The organism is Haloferax sp. Atlit-4N, from assembly GCF_003383025.1.
Taxonomy (GTDB): domain Archaea; phylum Halobacteriota; class Halobacteria; order Halobacteriales; family Haloferacaceae; genus Haloferax; species Haloferax gibbonsii.
Window position 1 is genome coordinate 1,052,448 of record NZ_PSYY01000001.1, and the last position, 19,897, is coordinate 1,072,344.

Genomic DNA, 19,897 nt, shown 5'->3' on the forward strand with positions numbered 1-19,897 from the left:
ATGCTTTTGTAAAGCTTAACACTACCCCCTGACCTAGCGGGACCATGAGCGACGAGCACGCCGGGGATTCCGGCGACGACTCGGGTCCGAATTCGGACGCACGACCTATCGTCTACGATCTCGCACCGAACTGTACCGCCGACGACGTCGAGACCGACGCCTACTACCACGCCGTCGTCAACGGCGTCGTGGAGTACGGCATCTTCGTCGACATCTCCGACTCCGTCTCCGGTCTCATCCACGAGTCCAACCTCTCGACCGACTACGAGGTCGGCGACCGATTGGTCGTCCGCCTCGAATCCGTCCGAGAGAACGGCGACATCGCGTTCGCCGAGGAAACGCCCGACGACTACCGCACCCTGACCGTCGACCACGAGCCGATCATCACGCCTATCTCCGACCTTACAGTCGGCGATTCGGTCACCGTCGAGGGCGTCGTCACGCAGATTAAACAGACCGGTGGCCCGACGGTCTTCCGCATCGCCGACGACTCCGGCATCGTCGCGGCCGCCGCCTTCGAGGAGGCCGGCGTCCGCGCGTTCCCCGAAGTCGACCTCGACGACGTGGTCCGCATGGCCGGCACCGTCGAAGACCACGAGGGAACCCGCCAGCTCGAAGTCGACGGGCTGACGGTTCTCGACGACGAGACCGCGGCCGACGCCCGCCAGCGCATCGACGCCGCGCTCGACGAGCGCGCCGAGCCCGAGCCGGTCGAACCGCTCGTGGAGTGGCCGGCGTTCGAGAAGCTCCGCGGCGACCTCGAAGACGTGGCGCGCCTGCTCCGCCGGACGGTCCTCGAAGGCCGCCCGATTCGCGTCCGCCACCACGCCGACGGCGACGGCATGTGCGCGTCCGTTCCGGTCCAGCTGGCCCTCGAACGCCTCATCACCGAGGTCCACGACGACCCCGACGCGCCGCGTCACCTGTTCAAGCGCCTGCCGAGCAAGGCCCCGTTCTACGAGATGGAAGACGTGACCCGCGACCTGAACTTCGCGCTCGAAGGCCGCGCCCGCCACGGTCAGCGGCTCCCCTTCCTGCTCATGCTCGACAACGGGTCGACCGAGGAGGACGTGCCCGCCTACGAGAACCTCGCGCACTACGACGTGCCCATCGCCGTCGTCGACCACCACCACCCCGACCCCGAGGCGGTCAACCCCCTCCTCGACGCGCACGTCAACCCGTACCTCCACGACGAGGACTACCGCATCACGACCGGCATGATGTGCGTCGAACTCGCGCGGATGATTCACCCCGACGTGACCGACGAACTGCGTCACGTCCCCGCCGTCGCCGGGCTGTCGGACCGCTCGAAGGCGGAGGTCATGGACAACTACATCGCGCTCGCCGAGGACGAGGGCTACGACCGCGAACAGCTCCTCGACGTGGGCGAGGCGCTCGACTACGCCGCCCACTGGCTGCGCTACAACGACGGCGCGTCCATCGTCAACGACGTGCTCAACGTCGGCTGCGACGACGAGGAGCGACACCGCGAGCTCGTCGAGTTCCTCTCGACGCGCGCCGAGCGCGACGTGGACCGTCAGCTCGAAGCGGCCGAACCGCACCTCGAACACGAGCGCCTCGACAGCGGGGCCAACCTCTACCGCATCGACCTCGACAAGTGGGCCCACCGCTTTACCTACCCCGCGCCGGGCAAGACCACGGGCAAGCTCCACGACCGCAAGGTCCAGGAGACGGGCGAGCCGGTCATCACCATCGGCTACGGCCCCGACTTCGCCGTCCTCCGCTCCGACGGCGTCCGCCTCGACATCCCGCGGATGGTCGCCGAACTGAACGAGGAAGTCGTCGGGGGCGGCGTCTCCGGCGGCGGTCACCTCGTCGTCGGCTCCATCAAGTTCGTCAGCGGCATGCGCGAGGAGGTCATCGACAGCCTCGTCGAGAAGATGGCCGAAGCCGACATCGACGAAGAGCTGTCGACGACGGCGTAAGGTCGCAGTCGCGGCTCACGCGGACACTTATTTTATTCTTCGAACTCCAGTCGCCTGAGCGCCGCGACTCCGACGACGACCGCGAGGGCGGCCGCGGCGACGAGCCCCGGCTTCGACTCCGCCCCGCGCCCGCTCGCCCGCCAGTCCGCCGCGAACGCCCCGCGGAAGTACGCCGCCGCGGCCGGGTCCGACAGCGCGAGGACGACTTCGCGGTTCTCGCGGGCCGAGTGGCGGTTCCAGTTGAGACTGCCGACGAGCGCGGTGTCGTCGGCGACGACGCCCTTCGCGTGAATCGCGCCGTACCGGCCGCCGGGTCGCGCGAGGCGGACCGAAAGCGGCGTTCCGGTCCTGTCGGCCCACTCGTTCAACCGCTCCGCGAGCGCGCGGTTTTCCTCCTCCACGTACCACGCGCTTCCGAGGAGGAGCCGAACGCGGACGCCGCGGTCGGCGGCGCGCTTGAGCGCGCGGACGAACGGCCCGTCCGCTTCGACGGTCGGCTGTAACACGTCGATTCGGGCGTCGGCGGCGTCGAGTCGAGAGACGACCGCGGACTCGGCGTTGTCGGGCGCGCGGAGGACGGCGATGCGGTCGACTCGAACGGACTCGGGGGCGATGCGCGAGGGGTACGAGCCGTTCGCCGACTCGGTGCGGACGAACGACCGGCCGACCCGGTACGTCTCCCACGGGGCCGTCCCCGGGAGCGACGCGTCGTCAGCGAAGGTGGCCGCGAGGTCGGCCGCGACGCTCGGCGAGCGCGCGACGACGCCCCAGCCGCGGCTCTTTCGCCCGCCGGTCCCGGCCGGTTTCCAGTTCTCGGTCATCACGAGCGCCGCGTCGTCGACGACGGCGTACTTCGGGTGGTGAAACGAGTGCGGGTCGCCGACGACGCGGACCGAGACGCCGGCGTCGACGAGGCGGTCGAGGACCCGCGCCGACCGCCGCGGAAAGCCGCCGACCGGGCTGTCTTCGACCAGCACCGACACGGCGACGCCGCGCTCGCGGGCGGCGACGAGTTCGTCGGCGACGCGCGCGGAGGAGACGACGTAGCCGGCGAGCAGAATCCGCTCGTCGGCGGACCGGAGCGTCGAGACCGGGCGCTCGGGCGAGTCGGGAAGGACGAACAGCGTCGCGTTCGCGGGGCCGTGGGTCGCGACGTCCCGTCGGGGGAGGGACCGCGGCCACCACGACCACGCGCCGTCCCGGCGTTCGAGGAGCGCGCCCTCGCGGCTCCGGTCGTAGGTAAGGCGGTCGGCGACGACGCCGTCTCCGCCTTCGATGGCGGCGCTGGCGCTCCCCTCGTAGCCGCCGTCACCGACGACGCGGAGCGTGACCGTCTCGCCACCGTTGGCGAGGCCGAGGCCGGGCGCGACGACGGGGAAGTCGGTCAGGTTCGCCGCCGCGTTCGGGTCGGCGGCGACGGCGACCGTCCCGCCGGGTGCGGCGAACGAGACGGTGTCTTCGCCGTCGGACAGCGAGAGTTCGGTTCCCGCGGGCGCGGCGACGGCGACGAACTCCCCGCGGTCGCCGGGCGTCGCCGGGTCGGGCAGCGCGGAGACGATTCGAGGGCCGCCGGACGCCGACGAGTCGGCGGGCGTGGGCGAGTCGGTCGCGTTCGTCGCGTTCGTCGCGCCCGGCGCGGCCGCTATCGGCGCGGGAACGACGGCCGCGAGCAGGACCACGAGCGAGGCGGCGAGCGCGGCGACGAGAGCGCGACGTGACACACCCCGCGGTGGTCGCGTCACCCTACAAAAACGTTCGCGACCGGTGGCTCAGCGCGAGCGGTTTCGAGAGAAAGAACACGAGAGGAGAACCGCAGAACCGCGAGGGTGTCGCGTCGTCGTGCGGCCTCAGACGGTCGCTTCGGCTTCGACGTCGTCGCCGAGGAACTCGGCGGCGAGTTCGGCCTCGCGCTGGACGAGGAACGAGCGGTCGTCGACGTAGCCGGCGGCCGCTTCGAGCGCGTCTTCCGTGCCGATCTGTCGGAGCGCCCACGCGGCGCTGGCGCGGACGGAGTCCACGTCGTCGTCGGCGGCGACGTCCGAGAGCGGTTCGACGGCGCGGGTGTCGCCGATGAGACCGAGCGCGCGCGCGGCGGCCGAGCGGACGTTGTCGTTCTCGGTGACGAGTTTGTTCGCGATGGGCTGGGTCGCCTCCTCGGAGCCGATTTCGCCGAGCGCCTTGAACACGACCTTCTGGAGCGCGGGGTCGCTGTCGGTGTCGACGTAGTCGACGAGCATCTCGACGCCCTCCTCGGCGGCCATCTTGCCGATGGCCTTGATGACGCCCTTGTCGCGGCGCTTGGCCTGCCCCTCGATGGTCTCGTAGGCGCTGTCGTCGTTCATCCGCGTGAACGCCTCGATGCAGTACTCCTGCATGAAGTCGGACTGGAAGCTCTCGAAGGCGAGCGCGATCATCTCGACGTTGCCGCGCTTTTCGTGTTCCTTCAGCGCCGACAGCTCCGGCGGGTAGTCCTTGTAGTGGCCGAGCACGTCGTAGAAGCCCTGCACTTGGAGCTTCTCTCGCGTTTCGAGGTCGTCCCACTCCTGGGCGTCGTCGAGGCCGTCCGCGAGGCCGTCGGCGACCTCGATGAGGTCCGCGATGGTCTCCGCGTCCTCGTCGGCGTCGAGGTCGGCGGCTTCGACGGCCGCGATGGCGTCGTCGACGGCGGCGGTCAGCGCGTCCTCGTCGTCGCCGTCGACCGAGACGCCCGCGTCGAGCACGCCGTTGAACTCGTCGGCGAACGTCTCGACCGCGGCGACGATTTCGCCTTCGCCCTGCTCGGTCCACCGGGTGTCCGCGATGGTGGACTTGGCCTCTTCGAGCGTCTCGACGGCGTCTTCGGCGTAGGGACCGCGCTGGGATTCGAGTTCGTCGCGCAGGTCGGACAGGCGCGATTCGAGTTCCTCGGCGGGGTCGTCCTCGTCTTCGTCGTCCGGTTCGGGCAGGTCCGCGGCCTCCACGTCGGCCTCGATGTCGTCGAGCGTGGCCTCGACCTCGTCGAGGTCGGCTTCGGTCTCGGCCGCCTCGAGAGCCTCCTCGGCCTCGGTCAGGCGCTCGTCGAAGCTCTCGGGCGAGAGTTCTGTCGTATCGTCGTCCCCGTCACTCATATGCCGGAAGTCCGTTCGACTGTAAAAAGAGCGTTTCCCTTCGCTTCGCGTCTCCGGGTGGCACCGACCGCCGATTCCATCCGGGCCACTTTTTCGCGGCCCGTCCGTTCCTCCGAGCGTGACCGGTCCAACCATCGCCGTGCCACAGCGCGCGGCGTTCGACCTCGACCCGGCGCGAAACGAGGCTGACGTGCGCGCCCGCGTCGCCGACCTCCCCGAGTCGGTCGACATCGCGCTGTTCTCCGAGTACGCGCTCACGGGCTTCGTCGCGGACAACCGCGCCTTCAGCGGTGCAATCTCGCGGGAGCGCGCGACCGACTTCCTCGCGTCCGTCGCCGCCGACAACGAACTCGACGTGCTCGCGGGCTACCTCGAACGCGACGGCGAGACGCTCTACAACGCGGCCGCCTACGTCCGTCCCGACGGCTCCGCCGCGGTCTACCGAAAGCGACACCTCTGGGGCGGCGAATCCGAGGTCGTCACGCCGGGCGACGAACTCGTCGTCACGGACACGCCCGCCGGACGGACGGGACTGCTCACCTGCTACGACCTGAACTTCGTCGGCGACAGCGCCGCGCTGACCGACGAGCGAATCGACGCCCTGTTCGTCGTCGGCGCGTGGCCCGCCGCCCACTCGACGAACTGGCGACTGCTCTGCCGCGCCCGCGCCCTCGACGGGGTGCGGTGGCTCGTCGGCGCGAACCGGACGGGGAGCGGAACGGTCTCCGGCTCCGCGGGCTCGGAGTACGCGGGACGCTCGCTCGTCGTCAGACCCGACGGCGTCGTCGCGGCGGCGCTGAACCGCGGCGAGCGCGACCTCGTCTGGACGCTCGACCGCGACCTGCTCGCCGAACAGCGCGCGTTCGTCGGGTCGGTGGAGTAGCCGAAACCGGACTGCATCACCGGAACCGAGGGGGGTTTTTCCGACCCCGCCCAATCGGGGTCGATGACGGACACGCTCTTTACGCCGCTCTCGCTCCGCGACACCGAGGTTCGGAACCGGATCATGGTCTCGCCGATGTGCCAGTACTCCTCGACCGACGGGTTCGCCGAGGACTGGCATCTCGTCCACCTCGGGAGCCGCGCCGTCGGCGGCGCGGGCATCGTCATGTCCGAGGCGACGGCCGTCTCCCCGGAGGGTCGCATCTCGCCGAACGACCTCGGCATCTGGTCGGACGACCACGTCGAGAAGCTCCGGCAGATAACCTCGTTCGTCTCGTCGATGGGGAGCGTACCGGCAATCCAACTCGCCCACGCGGGCCGGAAGGCGAGCAAGTCCCGGCCGTGGGAGGGGAGCGAGCCGGTCGCGCCCGAAGACGGCGGGTGGACCACCGTCGCCCCCAGCGACGTGCCGTGGCCCTACGAGGGCGAGGCCCCGCCGCTCCGGAAGCTCTCGACCGACGGAATCGACGGCGTCGTCGACGACTTCCGCGCCGCGGCCGAGCGCGCCCTCGACGCCGGCTTCGAAATCGCCGAGGTCCACGCGGCCCACGGCTACCTCCTCCACGAGTTCCTCTCGCCGGTCACGAACCGCCGCGACGACGAGTACGGCGGCTCCTTCGAGAACCGGACGCGGCTCCTCCGCGAGGTCACGGAAGCGGTCCGCGAGGTCTGGCCCGACGACAAGCCCGTCTTCGTCCGCATCTCCGCGACCGACTGGCTGGACGACCGCGACTCGTGGGACATCGAGCAGTCGGTCCGCCTCGCGGCCGACCTCGACGACCTCGGCGTCGATCTCGTCGACGTGAGCGCCGGCGGCATCCACCCCGACCAGCGGATTCCGAACACCGGCCCCGGCTATCAGGTCCCCTTCGCCGAGGTCATCCGCGAGGAGACCGACGTGATGGTCGGCGCGGTCGGCGGTATCCGAACCGCGCGCCACGCCGACGAGGTCGTCAGCAACGGCCGGGCCGACCTCGCCATCGTCGGGCGCGAGCACCTCCGCGACCCGTACTTCGCGCTCCACGCCGCCGAGGAACTCGACGCCGACGCGGCGTGGCCGCCGCAGTACCAGCGCGCCGTCCCGCGCCGGTAGGGTACCGACCCCGACCCGCGCGGGTCCGCCACCCCTCGAATCCCTCGAACGCTTATCCCCGCGGCGGTCCAACCGTGGGCCATGAGCGACCGACGACGCGACGACGACATCCTCGACTTACTCGACGAACTCGGGGACACGCTCGACGAACTCGGCGCGGAACTCCGCGAGGAGCGCGACCGCGGTCGCGGCCGCGACCGACGCGGCTACGGCGACGACCGCTTTCGGCCCCCGCGTCCGCCGACGTTCGGCGAGGTACTGCGATTCACCGAGTCGTACACCATCCCGACGGTCATCGCCGTCCTCGAAGCGACCATCGCCTCCCTCGAACTCCTCCGCCGTCTCATGCGGCTGTCCGACCCCGGCCGCGCGATGGAAGACGCCAGAAACGAGACGGAGTCCCGGATGCGGAACGTCCCGAAGAGCGCCGTCTCCGGCGTCGACCGCGCCCTCGACGAACTCAGAAACGCGCTGTCGGAGGCCGACCTGCCGACGAACCCCGAGGCGCGCGACGTGATGGACCGCGCCCGCTCGCTCGCCGACGAACTCGACGAGCGAATCACCGAGGCCGAGCGCGAGCGAACGACCCGAGAGCGTCGCTGGCGCGAGGACGAACGCACGTTCGAATCGGAGTGGCAACGGCGCGACGACGCCCGGCGTTCCCGCGACGAGGGCCGCGCCTCCAGCGACGCCGAGCCGGTCGGCACGGGGCCGGTCCGAATCGACGTGACAGAGGAGGCCGACCCGGACGGCGGGGACGACGAGAGCGACGGGCCGAAGGTCGACGTCGACGCCGAACTGGAGTCGATTAAGCGCGAGGTGAAGGGCGGTGAGGCGGGCGACGACGACGGAGACGGGTCCGACGCCGATGCGGGCGACGAGCCGAGCGACCGCTGAGCGGCGGCACGCGCGCCCTCCGTGCGGAGCGATTCCCGGTTACCGCGCCGGTCGAACGTCCACGCGAACCACGTCGCCGACCCACGCCGCGAGCGCGAGGAGCGCGATGCCCGCGCCGCCGGTCACGAGGACGGGCGTGAACTGCACGCCGTTGACGAGGACCAACAGCGCGAACAGCAGCGAGATGACGCCCACGACCGCCAGCGCCGACGCCGCGCCGACGCGCCACCACGCGAGGCCGGTCGTCTTCGACTTCCCGCGGACGACACGGGAGACGCCCGCGGCGACGACGCCGAGGCCGACGAGATAGGCGGCGAAAAACAGGTCGTAGCCCGCGCCCGCGGAGCCGAACGCGACTTCGAGGGCGTCGAAGCCGACGATGAGCAGGTACGTCGGCAGTTGGAACGGTTGGAACTGGACGCCGTAGCCGAGGCCGTACAGCCCGGCCAACACCGCCGTGGCGACCGCCGCGTCGCGCGCGAAGGTGACGCCGCTGGTGCGGTTCATACGCGAGATAGAAGGTGTAGTTATATCAACACTCGCCCGCTCAGAGCGGTTCGAAGCGGTAGCCGTCCCACTCCTGACTCGCGGGCTCGCGGATTCCCGCGCCGGGTTCGCGGAGTTCCTCGCAGTAGACCGGGCGGACCTCGTCGCCGATGTCGACGTCGTCCTCGCCGGTGACCTGCCCGATGGCGCGGACGGGTTCGCCGTCCACGTCGAACTCGACGATTGCGAGCGTGTTTGGCTGGCGGACGCCCGGCGGCGTCGCCGTGGAGGTGGTCCACGTCAGCACCGTCGCCGTGTAGTCGCTGAGGTCCACCGTGCCGACCGGTTCCTCGCCGCCGGGACCGACCGGGTGGCCGGGGTAGGTGATGCTCCCGTCGGGGTAGCGGTACGCCTCCATCGCGGGTTCGTCGTCGGACATTATCGGGACTCCATGATGGTCGTGGTCACGCAGTTGCCGAAGCCGCCGACGTTGCACGCGAGGCCCACGTCGGCGTCGACCTGCCGCTCGCCTGCGTCACCGATGAGCTGTTTGTAAATCTCGTACACCTGCGCGACGCCCGAGGCCCCGAGGGGGTGGCCCTTCGACTTCAGGCCGCCGGACGTGTTGATGGGAAGGTCGCCGTCGCGGTCCGTGACGCCCTCCTCGACCGCCTTCCAGCCCTCGCCCTTCTCGAAGAAGCCGAGGTCCTCCGACTGGAGGAACTCGAGGATGGTGAACATGTCGTGGAGTTCGGCCACCTCGATGTCGTCGGGTTCGAGGTCGGCCATCTCGTAGGCGATTTCGGAGGAGTTGACGACGCCGCCCATCGTGGTCGGGTCGGCGCGCTCGTGGACGACGTGGGTATCGGTCGCGCCGCCGATGCCGGAGATGACGGCGTAGTCGTCGGTGTACTCGCGGGCGACCGACTCGGGGCAGAAGACGAGCGCCGCCGAGCCGTCGGTGATGGGACAGAAGTCGTAGAGGCGAAGCGGGTCGGCGACGACCGGCGAGTCCATGACGGTGTCGAGGTCGACCTCCTTGCGGAACTGGGCGTGGGGGTTGTCGACGCCGTTTTTGTGGTTCTTGACGGCGACCTTCCCGAGCGACTCCCGCGGGGCGTCGTAGGTGTCGAGGTAGAGCCGTGCGGTCAGCCCCGCGAAGGAGGGGAGCGTCACGCCGTGTTTGTACTCCACCGGGTGCGTCAGCGAGGCGATAACGTCGGTCGCCTCGGCGGTCGAGCGGTGGGTCATCTTCTCGCCGCCGACGAGCATCGTCATGTCGGACGCGCCGGAGGCGACCGACTGCCACGCGGCGTAGACGCCCGCGCCGCCGGACGAGGAGGTCTGGTCGATTCGGGCGGTGTAGGCGGGCATCGCCGCGAGGTCGTGGGCGAGGGCGTTCGGGACGCCCGTCTGGCCCTCGAACTCGCCGCTCGCCATGTTCGAGACGTAGAGGTGCTCGATTTCGTCGGGTGAGACGTCGGCGTCCGCGAGCGCGGCCTGTCCCGCTTCCGCGAGCAGTTCGCGAATCCACGCGTCTCGCTGCCCGAACTGGGTCATCGATGCACCGATAATCGCTACGCGGTCCATACGCGCACGTCGTCGCAGCGCGATTTAAAACCGGGCAATCCCTCGCCGGCACGTCTCAAACCGTTTATCAGTCGGTCGCCCGAACGACCGGCCATGGACGCCGAACGCCTCGCGCCGACCGTCGGAATCGTCGGCGCGCTGCTCCTCGCAATCGCCGTCGCGATTCCCGCCGTCGCCATCGAGGGTGGGGACGGACAGGTGGCCGCCTACTACGCCGCCGGTCCGGTCGGCATCTCCTTCGTCGGGATGCTCGCGCTCCTCGAAATCATCGTCTTCCTCTCCGGCGGACAGGAGCGGACCGACCCGGCGACGGCCGCCGGACTCGCCTTCGTCCTCTCGCTTTCGATGCTCGGCATCGCCGCGCTGTGGTCGTTCTCCATCGACCCGACGCTCCTGTTCAGCTTCGACCAGCAGTACTCGTGGCTCACCTACCACCGCTGGTCGGTCGTGGCCGCCGCGTTCGTCACCTTCGTCGGCGGCGCGTGGTACGCCCGCGGCGTGTTGTAAGCCGGCGTCGGCGGTGCCGGTGTCGACGCCGGTATTGACTCGTTTTCTCGCGCTCCGCTCTCGGAGCGCCGCGTCGAATCACCCCGACGGTGTCCCTCGATTTCACCGCACCCGAGTCGAAAGGCCCTTAACAGTCGATGGATAATGAGGGAGTGGACTAGGTCGGGCAGTTAGGCCCTGCTCTTCACCCGCGAAATAGGTCTTCAGCGGGGACCGAACACGGGCGCGTCCGGTCAGACCGGCGCGGGCCCCGGAAGCCAACGTAGAAACCTCGTCCTTCGGGGACAGCGGCTCCGCGTACCCCTTCCGCAGGGAAGGGTTCGCGCGGTTCATCGGTGGTACCCCGCCAGGCGCGGAAGCGAGCAGCGGACCATCGGACGTGCGTCGCTCGAGGGATCGCGGGGTGGAGGAGGCAACCGGGATTCCCCACGTCGGAACGCCGGGCAACCTCGCTGTCCACCCATTCATACCTCATCGCAGTCACCCGCCGACCGGCCGGTCTCTCGGTCGCGGATTCGACGTACAGCGTCCGAGAGCCCTTGCTCCGGCGGTGCGTACCGCACGCGCGACTGTCGGCACTCGGCGAACTGAAATACCGCACAAGGGGTCTGTTTCCCCGGGGGAGACGCTTACTGTTTGTTCTCGGCTTCCGTCTCGGTCGCTTCGGCCGCGGCCTCGGTCTCGTCTTCTTCTTCGTCGTCGTCGCTCTCGCCTTCCTCTGCGCCCTTCTTCAGTTCGTCTTCGATCTCCTCGCGGCCGCGGCGGAACTCGCCCATCGCCTGGCCCGACGACCGGGCCAGTTGGGGGAGTTTGTTCGCGCCGAACAGGAGGACGATGATGAGCAGGACGATGAGCAGTTCTGGGCCGCCCGGGAGTCCGGGGAACAGCGGAATGGAATCCAGCATTACGTTCGGTTACGTTCGGGGGGAAGATAAGAGAGACGGTCCGGGATTGAGACCCGAAGTCGCCGTAGTCCGCGTATCTCGGGGGCTCGTGGACGTTCGAGCGGCACGACGGACCGAGCGTCGGACCGACCGCGTCAACCGCGTATCGGTCCCGCCTCAACCTCGGAACTGACCGCGTCAGCCGCGGGCCAGCCCCGCGTCACCGCCAACTGGTCCAGCCGCCGTCGACGACGATGGACTCGCCGGTGACGTACTTCGAGAGGTCGCTGGCGAGGAAGACCGCCACGCCGGCCACGTCGTCCGGTTCGCCCTGCCGACCGAGCGGAATCATCGCGTTCAGCTGCGCCATCTGTTCCTCGCTCGTCTCCTCGGCCCCTTCCGGGCCGATTTTGGTCTTGATAGCGCCGGGGTGAATCGCGTTCACCCGGACGTTGTCCCCGCCGAGCCCGTGGGCGAGCGAGTACGAGAGCGTCCGGACGGCCCCCTTCGACGCGCTGTACGTCGGGTAGTTACCGTTGCCGAAGATGCCGTTGACGCTGGAGACGTTGATGATGCTTCCGCCGCCGGACTCGACCATTCGCGTTGCGGCCGCCTGCGCCCCGAAGTAGACGCCCTTCAGGTTGATGTCCATCATCCCTTGGAACTCCGCTTCGGTGACTTCGAGGAACTCCTCGGGCCGCCAGATGCCGGCGTTGTTCACCATCACGTCCACGCCCCCGAACGCCTCGGCGGCGTCCATCGCCTCCTCGAACGCGGCCGGGTCGGTCACGTCGAGTTCGACGTACGTCGCCGACGAGTCGGTGTCCGATTCGATTTTCTCGTGGGTCGGCGCGCCGCCTTCCTTCGGCTCTTCGCGGATGTCGCAGACAACCACGTCCGCGCCCGCCTCGGCGTAGGCCAGCGCGATTCCCCGTCCGATACCCGAGCTACCGCCGGTGACGACCGCGACGCGGCCGTCGAGCAGACTCATCTGTAATACACCTCACACGAATATGGTGGGAACGATAGTTAAGGATGACCGCCAGTTCCGACGACGTGAGAGTCGCTGAACGCTCTCCGTGGCGAACAGCGGTCCGGAGAAGATGCACCGGCTGGGAATCGAACCCAGATAATTGGCTTGGAAGGCCAATGTCTTACCATTAGACCACCGGTGCTCATTTCATTCGCACCGTGCATCGACGGACTCCGTCCGTCTCAACACCGGTGCTCGCTCGCTTCACTCGCTCGCACCGAGCCTCGGTCTCGCTTCGCTCGGCCGAGACACCGGTGCGCGCGAACGTCGCGTCTATCCCTTCATTCTCGACGCCCCAATAAGGATGTTACCTTTTCGGTCAGGCGACGAGGGAGGTCGATTCGCCGCCCTCTGCGGGGTTGTCGGGGGCGCTCCCGAGGAACTCGAACTCGAACTCCGTCTCGGCCTCGGTCTCACCGTCGACGACGACGACCGTCACGTCCCGCTCGTCGGGGATGGCGATGCCTAACTCGCCGTCGGCGTCGGTCGTGCCGGCGGTCTCGCCGTTTATCGTCACCGTCGCGTTCTCCACGGGCGTCCCGTTCCGCGTGACGACCACCGTCACGTTCTCGCCGGCGGAGACGTTCCCGTCGAAGCTCACGGTGAGGTCGCTCTCGGCGTCGACTTCGGCGCGCTCGCCGTCGTCGGTCCCGTTTTCGCCCGCTTCGACCTCGGCGTTCGCCTCAGCCTCGGCCTCGGGTTCCGCGTCTGCCTTCTTTTCCGCGCCGACCTTCGTAATCGGCACGTCCGTCCCGGACTCGCTCACGACGGGCTTGAGGATGTACTTCCCGCTGCCGCCCGCCTCGAACGCCGTGATGTCGAAGACGAAGTCGACGGATTCGCCGTTGCCGACTTCGAAGTCCGTGTTGAGCTGAAGCTTGTTACTCGGGAGCTTCACGTTGACCCGTTCGCCGGTCTTCAGCGTCCCGTTCACGTCGCTCACGTGCACGAAGACCTTCGTGTAGTTGCCCTCCGGCACGTCGTACTCGCCGACGAGACTCGCGTTTTCGCCCTGCAGTTCGGTCAGGTCGACGGTCACGTTGTCGACCTCGTAGGTGACGCTCGACTCGCCTTCGGCCGCGTCGGTGTCGTTCGCTTCGGCCGATTCTTCGACCTCGGCGTCGGCGTCGGCGTCAGCGTCGACCGACCCGTTGGTCGAGGCGGACGCGTTCGTCGCGTTCGCCGTCGCGTTGGCTTCGAGTTCGACCTCGACGCTCGCGTTCGCCTCCGCGTCGGCGTTCGTGTCGTTCTCGGCGGACTCGGAGTCTGCGTCCTCGGTTTCGACCTCGGTCTCCGACTCGGCGTCGCCGTCCGCGCGGACGAGCGTCACGCGTTCGATGGTGACGTTGAGGTGTTCGAAGTCGGCGATGGCGTTCTGCTCGTCGCTCACGTAGAAGTTCACGGTCCCCGTCCGGGCGGCGTCGCCGTCGGACGACGCGGTCGTCGTCGCGTCGGCGGCCCCGTCGGTCTGCGTCTCGGTCAGCGTGCCGGTCCCGCCCGCGCAGCCGGCCAGTACGACCATGAGCGCGAGCAAGACAGTCGCAAGTCCAGTACGTTTCATCGTGGGAGACCGTACTGGCCGAGAGAACTTTAGAAGGGTGTTCGTACGCCTCGGTTTTCACCGAATTTCGCCGAATTACGGCCTCAGTCGTCCGCGTGTGACTCGTTAAACTGTTTCGCCTTGTCGAGCAGTCCGGGGGAGATACCGGGCACGTCGTCGACGCTCACCGCGCCCTCGGCGCGAATCTCGTCGAGGCTCTTGGGGAACTCGCGGAGCTCCATGTGGATGGCGATGCCGGCTTTCGCTCCCTTGCCCATCGCCACCGGAATCTGGTTGTGACCGGGGGTGATGTCGCCGACCGCGAACACGCCGTCGACGTTGGTCCGGCCGTGGTCGTCCACCGGGACCGTCTCGTCGTCGTTGAGCTCCACGTCGAGCGCCTCGAACAGCGTCGTGTTGTAGTTCGAGCCGTACATGGCGAAGCCGCCTTTGTACTCGCGGACGGTGCCGTCTTCGAACTCGAAGCTCTCCAGCCAGCCGTCGTCGCGCTTCGTCATGCCCGAAATCTCCGATTCGACGATGTCGACGGGGTGCGCGCGGACGAGTTCGTCCGTCTCGTCGGACCACGTCGGCTCGTCGCCGCGGAGCAGCAGGTCCACCTCGTCGGTGAAGTTGAGCATTATCATGGCGACGTAGGCCGCGGAGTCCGAGTGGCCCATCACGTACACCGACTCGTCGACGAACATGTAGGCGTCGCAGTGCAGGCAGTAGTGCAGGCCCTTCCCGGTGCGGGGAAGTGGCGGGTCGGGTCGCTCGTCGTTGAAGCCGACGCCGAGGACGACGCGGTCGGCGACGAACTCGCCCTCGTTGCCGACGAGGCGGAACCGGCCGTCGTCCAACCGCTCCGCGTCGGTCACGAAGTCGCGGTGGATGTCGGTCCCGTAGTCTTCGAGTTGCCCGCGCGCCGTTTCGAGGAACTCGTTGCCGGAGACGTCCTCAGTGACGCCGATGACGTTGTGCGTGTCGAGCATCATGGCCGCGCGGCCGCCGCCGCGGTCCACGAGCGCGGTGTCGTGGCCCAGCCGCGTCGTGTAGAGCGCGGTCTGGAGCCCCGCGGGGCCGCCGCCAACGACGACAACCTCGTACTCCCGTGGTTCGTCGGTCTCGGTCATACACGGAGATTCGTCCCGGCGCTCTTAAGCCCACATCACCTGTGCGCGGCCGGCATCCACCCGGAACGTGTTAGCAATTAACACTGCGAGCCGCGCCCGCGACGCCCGCAATCCCCAACCGACGTTCAGCGGCCGGCGACGACGGCGTAGCAGTTCCCGCTGGACACCGTCGATTCGACGACTGCGAGGTCGCTCGCGTCGAGGTCGGCGTCGAACTCGTCGGGCGCGTAGATGTGGTAAAATCGGGGCACCGTCTCGCCGCCGGGGAGCGTCCAGTCGACCGTCGTGTCGAAGCCGTCCTCGCGGTCGAACGTGTCGTGGGCGGTGCTCCACGCGCTGACGACCGCGCGGCCGTCGGCGTCGAGCACGCGCGCGAGTTCGTTCAGGCTCGCCACGCGCGCCGCCCGCGGCGCGAGGTGGTGAATCGTCGCCACGTACACCGCGAGGTCGAAGGCGTCGTCGGCGAAGGGGAGCCGCGAGGCGTCGCCCTGCACGAGTCCGGCGTCGAAGCCGCGCTCGGCCGCTCTCGCGACCGCCTCGTCGAGCAGGCCGCGGCTCACGTCGAGGCCGACGACTTCCTCGGCGTGCGCGGCGAGGAGTTCCACGTGCCGGCCGTTGCCACAGCCGAGGTCGAGCGCGCGGGCCGCCGCCCCCGACTCGGTCGCGTCGGCGACGAACGACTCGACTTCGGGCCACGGGTACTCGCGGGTCGACGCGAAGTGCGACGCGATGCGGTCGTACGTCTCGCGGACCCCGTCTCGGGGTTCGTCTCCGTCCATGCCGGTCGGTCGAGGCGGCGAGACAAAGACCGCACGGGTCGCGGGCGCGGCCGGCGGCTCCGGTCGTCGGCCGAGCCGCGCCGGTTCAGATGAACATGAACGTCACGTAGGTGATGACGAGCAGGACGGCGGCGTGTTTGACCCCGTCGGCGACCTGTCCCTCGCCGAGCTGTCCGGCGATGAGTCCCGAGCAGAGCCCCTGAATCGCCGTGACGTGGAAGAACAACAGCGTGTAGGAGGCGGTGTTCACGTCGCGGAGGCCGGAGAACGCGCCGGAGGTGACGCCCGCGACCTCGCCGGAGCCGATGGCACCGGCGCTGGCCTGCTCGACCGCCGGGATGAACGACACCGTCAGCGCGGCGACGATGCCGAGGAAGACGAGAAACGAGATGTAGATGACGAGCAGGTAGGTGACCATCTCCTGGTTCCGCTCGCGGGCGAGTCGGCGGCTGTCTTGGGCCTCGTTGGCCGCGATGCGGAGCACGGGCGCGAGGTCGCCGCTCGCGCTCATCGCGTTGGTGATGAGCGTCACCGACCGCGACACCATCGGGCTCGTCGTCCGGCGGTCCATCCGCCGGAGCGCGGTCTGGGCGTCGGCCCCCCAGTCGATGTCGCGGACGGCTCGGTCGACCTCGTCGCCGAGGGGGCCGAGGTCCGACGCGGACACCCGGCGGAGGCTCTGAACGACCGTCAGCCCGGCCTCGTTGACGCTCGCGAGGCGGTCGAGGAAGTCGGGCATGCTCCGCTCGATGGCGCGAATCCGCCGCTTCCGAAGCTCGTGAAACGCCGAGACGACGACGAGCGCGCCGATTGCGGCCTCCACGACGTGTTGGTCCACCGCGTCGGCGACGCCGAGGAGCGTCGGGTCCGCGGGGAACGTGGTCCGCAGGGCGACCCAGACGAGCCCCAGCGGAACGGTGAGCGCGAGCGTGGCGAGCGGATGGCGGCCGAGGGTGTCGAGCGGGCGGTCGAACCAGTCGCGAACCGCGCGGAACCGGTCGTAGGCGGCGAGTCGCTCGCGGTTCGCGCGCCACGGGTCGCCTCCGGCGTCGGTCTCGCCGCCGTCGGTCGCCGGGGCCGAACCGACGCCGCCAGTCGCGTCGATGCGCCGGAGCGACGCGCCCGCGGTCTCCGCGTCGTCGTCGGCGACCGCCGCGCCCCGGAGCGACTCGGTGATGCTGTCGATGTAGACGACGAAGCCGAAACTCGCCAGCGGGATGCCGAGGTAGCCGACGATTCGGATGAGCGTCAGCGTGTCCGCGAGGACGAGACCGATGACGACGAGGACGGTGATGAAAAACAGCGGCCCGGCCACGAGGACGGTGACGTACACCTCGGCGAACGTCGACAGGAGGTCGAGGTACTGCTGTTGTTGGGCCTCCGCCTCCGCCTGAAACCGCTCGTACTGCTCTTGGAGGAACGACGAGAGGTTGCGACCGCTCCCCAGCACGCTGGCGAGGTTCTCGGCGAACTCTTCGAGGCTCGGGCTCGGCGTCCGCGTGGCCATCGTCTGGAGGGCGGAGAGCACGTCGGTGCCGAAGGCGTCCATGTCGCGGACGACGATGCTGACCTCCCGCGCCGCCTCGCCGTAGATTGCCTCGTTTCGGGCCAGCGTCTCCAGCACCTGCGGGAACGGCATCCCCGACCGCGACAGCGCGAAGACGAACGCGACCGTCCGCGGGAGCGTCGCCTCGATTTCCGACGAGCGGGTGCGGGCGCGCTCGGTGAGGACGTACCACCGACCCCAGTAGACGCCGAGCGCGAGGAGCGCCCCGAGCGTCGCGCTCGAAAGCAAGAGCGCGAGAAACAGGTCGCGGAGCGGGAGCGCCTGGATGCTCGTGAGCCCGCCGAGGAAGCCGAGGGCGGCCGGAAGAACTTCGCGAATCGCCTCGGACTGAACGGCGAGCGTTTCGAGGGTCACCGCGGCGAGATAGACGCCGAAGACGCTCCCGGCGACGCCGAAGACGGCCGCCATGAGGAGCGTCCGCGAGGCGTACACGCGGTGGGTGACGCTCACGTGGGCCGCTCGCAGTTGGTTTCGCTGCTCCCTGCGCCGGGGGTTCTCGTTGGCGACGTAGAAGCCGAAGACGGAGAGGGCGACCCGCGAGACGAGGAGGTCGGCCGAACGGCTCACCGGCGACAGGACGACGGGGAGAACGAGGAGGACGGCGAGAACGAGGGGGAGCAGGTACAGGTACTGCGCGGCGGCCATCTCAGGCCTCCGTGCCGGCGTCGACGATGTCCTCGTCGGCCTCGACGCGCCGCATCACGTCCTCGGAGTCCGCGTAGTACTCGTTGATGAGCGCGGTAAAGCGCCGGTAGTCCGAGACGTCCTTGTCGAGGAGGTACTTGAGGAACACCTCGCGGCGACGGAGTTCCCGACGGAGCTCCGTCCGCGACCAGCCGTTCTCGCGCTGGATTTCGGTGAGCAGCGAGCTGTCGTTCTGACTGAACGTGTCGGTCTCTGGCTCCCACGCGAACGCCGACGAGTAGTCGAGTTCGCCGGTCCGCTGGTCGATGTCGCCGATTTCGCCGATGGTCTGCGAGCGGCGGACGCGCTCGCCGTCGTGGCGGGTGAGCGTCTGGACGCACAGCAGGTCGAGCGACTGCACCATCGCGCGCGGGACGTTGATGGGCTCGTTTTCGAGGCGGTTGATGACCGTCTCGATGCTGTCGGCGTGCATCGTCGAGAACGTCGTGTGCCCCGTGTTCATCGCCTGGAACAGCGTCACGGCCTCGTCGCCGCGGACCTCGCCGACGATGATGTACTCGGGGCGGTGCCGGAGCGCCGAGCGAAGCAGGTCGTACATCGAGATGTCGGTCCCTTCGTGGAGGCGCTCGCGGGTGACAGACGACAGCCAGTTATCGTGGTAGAGCGCGAGTTCGCGGGTGTCCTCGATGGACAGCACCTTCGACCGCGGGGGGACGAACATCGACACCGCGTTCATCGAGGTGGTCTTCCCCGAGGCGGTGCCGCCCGCGAAGATGAGGCTCTTGTTGTGTTCGATACAGAGCCACAGGTAGGCCATCTGCTCGATGGAGAACGTGCCGTAGCGAACGAGGTCGATGGGCGTGAACGGCTCTTCGGCGTAGAGGCGGATGGTGAAAGCCGACCCGCGCGGGGTGACCTCCTCGCCGAGGGCCAACTCGGCGCGCGCGCCGTTCGGGAGCGTCGTCCCGAGGACGGGGTCGCCGACGCTGATGTGCTGGCCGGAGCGCTGGGCGAGGCGGATGACGAAGTTGTCGAGTTCCTCGGCCTCGAACGAGACGTTGGTGGCGATGTCCGTGTACTCGTCGTGGTAGACGAAAAGCGGCAGGTCGTAGCCGTCACACGAGATGTCCTCGATGTGCGGGTCCTTCATCAGCGGGTCCAGGCGACCGTAGCCGTGGAAGTCCCGCCGGAGGTAGTACAACAGCGTGTAGAAGGTGTTCATGTCGAGTTCCAGCCCGTACTGTTCGAGAAGCGACTGGAGCTCTTCGACGAGCGCCGACTCGGTCCGCGGGTCCGCCTCGCGGCGGTACAAAAGCGGGTCGCGCACGTCGGTTCGAACGCGTTCGAGCAGCGACGCCTCGAACTCGTCGAGGTCGGGTTCGACGGTGTGGTACTGGTGGGCGGTCGCGTCCGTGTCGTAGGTGACGACGACGTAGGCGAATGGGGCGTTCACCCAGTAACGCTCGACCTCCTCGTGGCCCTCGGGAATCTCGTAGGTCCCGAGCGGCGTGTCGTCCGGCGTCAGCGGGAGCACGTCGAGCTTCGACCCCCGGAGCATCTCCGCGGTCCGGCGCAGGAGCCGCTGGGTCTCGGCGGTCGCGGCGTCGAACTCCCCGTCGGCGAGGAGTCTCAACACCCCTCGGTCGCCCCGCGGGTCGCGCATCGCCTTCGTCTCGCTCGTGATATCTCGTGCCATCGTCACCCGGTTGGTTGGTCGGGAGGTATGGGGGGTTGGAACTTAAAAGGTC

Annotated in this window: 17 protein-coding genes, 1 tRNA gene and 1 other RNA gene; 6 read left to right on the plus strand and 13 right to left on the minus strand. The window is 68.9% G+C overall.

Annotation, left to right across the window (positions count from 1 at the left end; all coding sequences use genetic code 11):
• The first annotated feature begins 44 nt into the window (after positions 1 to 44).
• Positions 45 to 1,946: a DHH family phosphoesterase gene (locus tag C5C07_RS05485; protein ID WP_115804692.1), complete on the plus strand. Its 1,902-nt coding sequence runs from the start codon at positions 45 to 47 to the stop codon at positions 1,944 to 1,946.
• 32 nt (positions 1,947 to 1,978) lie between these two features.
• Here the strand turns inward: C5C07_RS05485 and C5C07_RS05490 are convergent, their stop codons facing one another.
• A complete protein-coding gene (locus tag C5C07_RS05490; protein ID WP_115804693.1) occupies positions 1,979 to 3,667 on the minus strand; it encodes a phosphatidylserine/phosphatidylglycerophosphate/cardiolipin synthase family protein in 1,689 nt (562 codons plus the stop codon).
• A 126-nt stretch (positions 3,668 to 3,793) separates the two neighbouring features.
• On the minus strand, positions 3,794 to 5,053 hold the full coding sequence (locus tag C5C07_RS05495; RefSeq protein WP_050458849.1) for a HEAT repeat domain-containing protein: 1,260 nt from the start codon (positions 5,051 to 5,053) through the stop codon (positions 3,794 to 3,796).
• 118 nt (positions 5,054 to 5,171) lie between these two features.
• Here C5C07_RS05495 and C5C07_RS05500 point away from each other — a divergent pair, with 118 nt between their 5' ends.
• The 3 genes from C5C07_RS05500 to C5C07_RS05510 all read left to right on the plus strand — a co-directional run bounded on the left by C5C07_RS05500 (position 5,172) and on the right by C5C07_RS05510 (position 7,985).
• The gene (locus C5C07_RS05500; protein WP_050458850.1) at positions 5,172 to 5,936 is read left to right on the plus strand and encodes a carbon-nitrogen hydrolase family protein; all 765 of its coding nucleotides are present in this window, start codon (positions 5,172 to 5,174) and stop codon (positions 5,934 to 5,936) included.
• 63 nt (positions 5,937 to 5,999) lie between these two features.
• Positions 6,000 to 7,088, plus strand: coding sequence for an NADH:flavin oxidoreductase/NADH oxidase (locus C5C07_RS05505; protein ID WP_115804694.1), 1,089 nt, complete (start codon positions 6,000 to 6,002; stop codon positions 7,086 to 7,088).
• Between the two features lie 81 nt (positions 7,089 to 7,169).
• Positions 7,170 to 7,985: a hypothetical protein gene (locus C5C07_RS05510; protein ID WP_115804695.1), complete on the plus strand. Its 816-nt coding sequence runs from the start codon at positions 7,170 to 7,172 to the stop codon at positions 7,983 to 7,985.
• 39 nt (positions 7,986 to 8,024) lie between these two features.
• Here C5C07_RS05510 and C5C07_RS05515 read toward each other — a convergent pair whose 3' ends face one another.
• The 3 genes from C5C07_RS05515 to C5C07_RS05525 are packed head-to-tail and all read right to left on the minus strand — an operon-like array spanning position 8,025 to position 10,061.
• Positions 8,025 to 8,492, minus strand: a complete 468-nt coding sequence (locus tag C5C07_RS05515; protein ID WP_115804696.1) for a hypothetical protein — start codon at positions 8,490 to 8,492, stop codon at positions 8,025 to 8,027.
• Between the two features lie 40 nt (positions 8,493 to 8,532).
• Positions 8,533 to 8,910: an OB-fold domain-containing protein gene (locus C5C07_RS05520; protein ID WP_004977590.1), complete on the minus strand. Its 378-nt coding sequence runs from the start codon at positions 8,908 to 8,910 to the stop codon at positions 8,533 to 8,535.
• Positions 8,910 to 10,061 (minus strand): acetyl-CoA acyltransferase, encoded by a 1,152-nt coding sequence (locus tag C5C07_RS05525; protein WP_004977589.1) that lies wholly within the window; start codon positions 10,059 to 10,061, stop codon positions 8,910 to 8,912. Before C5C07_RS05525 ends, C5C07_RS05520 begins: the two co-directional genes overlap by 1 nt.
• Positions 10,062 to 10,154: 93 nt before the next feature.
• Here C5C07_RS05525 and C5C07_RS05530 point away from each other — a divergent pair, with 93 nt between their 5' ends.
• On the plus strand, positions 10,155 to 10,568 hold the full coding sequence (locus tag C5C07_RS05530; protein ID WP_004977588.1) for a hypothetical protein: 414 nt from the start codon (positions 10,155 to 10,157) through the stop codon (positions 10,566 to 10,568).
• Between the two features lie 150 nt (positions 10,569 to 10,718).
• Positions 10,719 to 11,030: signal recognition particle sRNA (gene ffs, locus C5C07_RS05535), an RNA gene on the plus strand.
• A gap of 167 nt (positions 11,031 to 11,197) precedes the next feature.
• Here the strand turns inward: ffs and C5C07_RS05540 are convergent.
• The 8 genes from C5C07_RS05540 to C5C07_RS05575 all read right to left on the minus strand — a co-directional run bounded on the left by C5C07_RS05540 (position 11,198) and on the right by C5C07_RS05575 (position 19,812).
• A complete protein-coding gene (locus C5C07_RS05540; protein WP_004977587.1) occupies positions 11,198 to 11,473 on the minus strand; it encodes a twin-arginine translocase TatA/TatE family subunit in 276 nt (91 codons plus the stop codon).
• 199 nt (positions 11,474 to 11,672) lie between these two features.
• Positions 11,673 to 12,443 carry an SDR family oxidoreductase gene (locus C5C07_RS05545; protein ID WP_004977586.1) on the minus strand — a complete coding sequence of 257 codons (771 nt, stop codon included), beginning with the start codon at positions 12,441 to 12,443 and terminating at the stop codon, positions 11,673 to 11,675.
• A 113-nt stretch (positions 12,444 to 12,556) separates the two neighbouring features.
• Positions 12,557 to 12,627, minus strand: a tRNA-Gly gene (locus tag C5C07_RS05550).
• A gap of 177 nt (positions 12,628 to 12,804) precedes the next feature.
• Positions 12,805 to 14,007, minus strand: coding sequence for a DUF4382 domain-containing protein (locus C5C07_RS05555; protein ID WP_115804697.1), 1,203 nt, complete (start codon positions 14,005 to 14,007; stop codon positions 12,805 to 12,807).
• A gap of 122 nt (positions 14,008 to 14,129) precedes the next feature.
• Entirely contained in the window at positions 14,130 to 15,158 is a 1,029-nt protein-coding gene (locus tag C5C07_RS05560; protein WP_004977584.1) for an NAD(P)/FAD-dependent oxidoreductase, read from the minus strand.
• A gap of 125 nt (positions 15,159 to 15,283) precedes the next feature.
• Positions 15,284 to 15,937, minus strand: coding sequence for a class I SAM-dependent methyltransferase (locus C5C07_RS05565; RefSeq protein WP_004977582.1), 654 nt, complete (start codon positions 15,935 to 15,937; stop codon positions 15,284 to 15,286).
• 85 nt (positions 15,938 to 16,022) lie between these two features.
• A complete protein-coding gene (locus tag C5C07_RS05570; RefSeq protein WP_004977580.1) occupies positions 16,023 to 18,149 on the minus strand; it encodes a type II secretion system F family protein in 2,127 nt (708 codons plus the stop codon).
• A 1-nt stretch (position 18,150) separates the two neighbouring features.
• Positions 18,151 to 19,812 carry a type II/IV secretion system ATPase subunit gene (locus C5C07_RS05575; RefSeq protein WP_115804943.1) on the minus strand — a complete coding sequence of 554 codons (1,662 nt, stop codon included), beginning with the start codon at positions 19,810 to 19,812 and terminating at the stop codon, positions 18,151 to 18,153.
• Positions 19,813 to 19,897 lie beyond the last annotated feature (85 nt).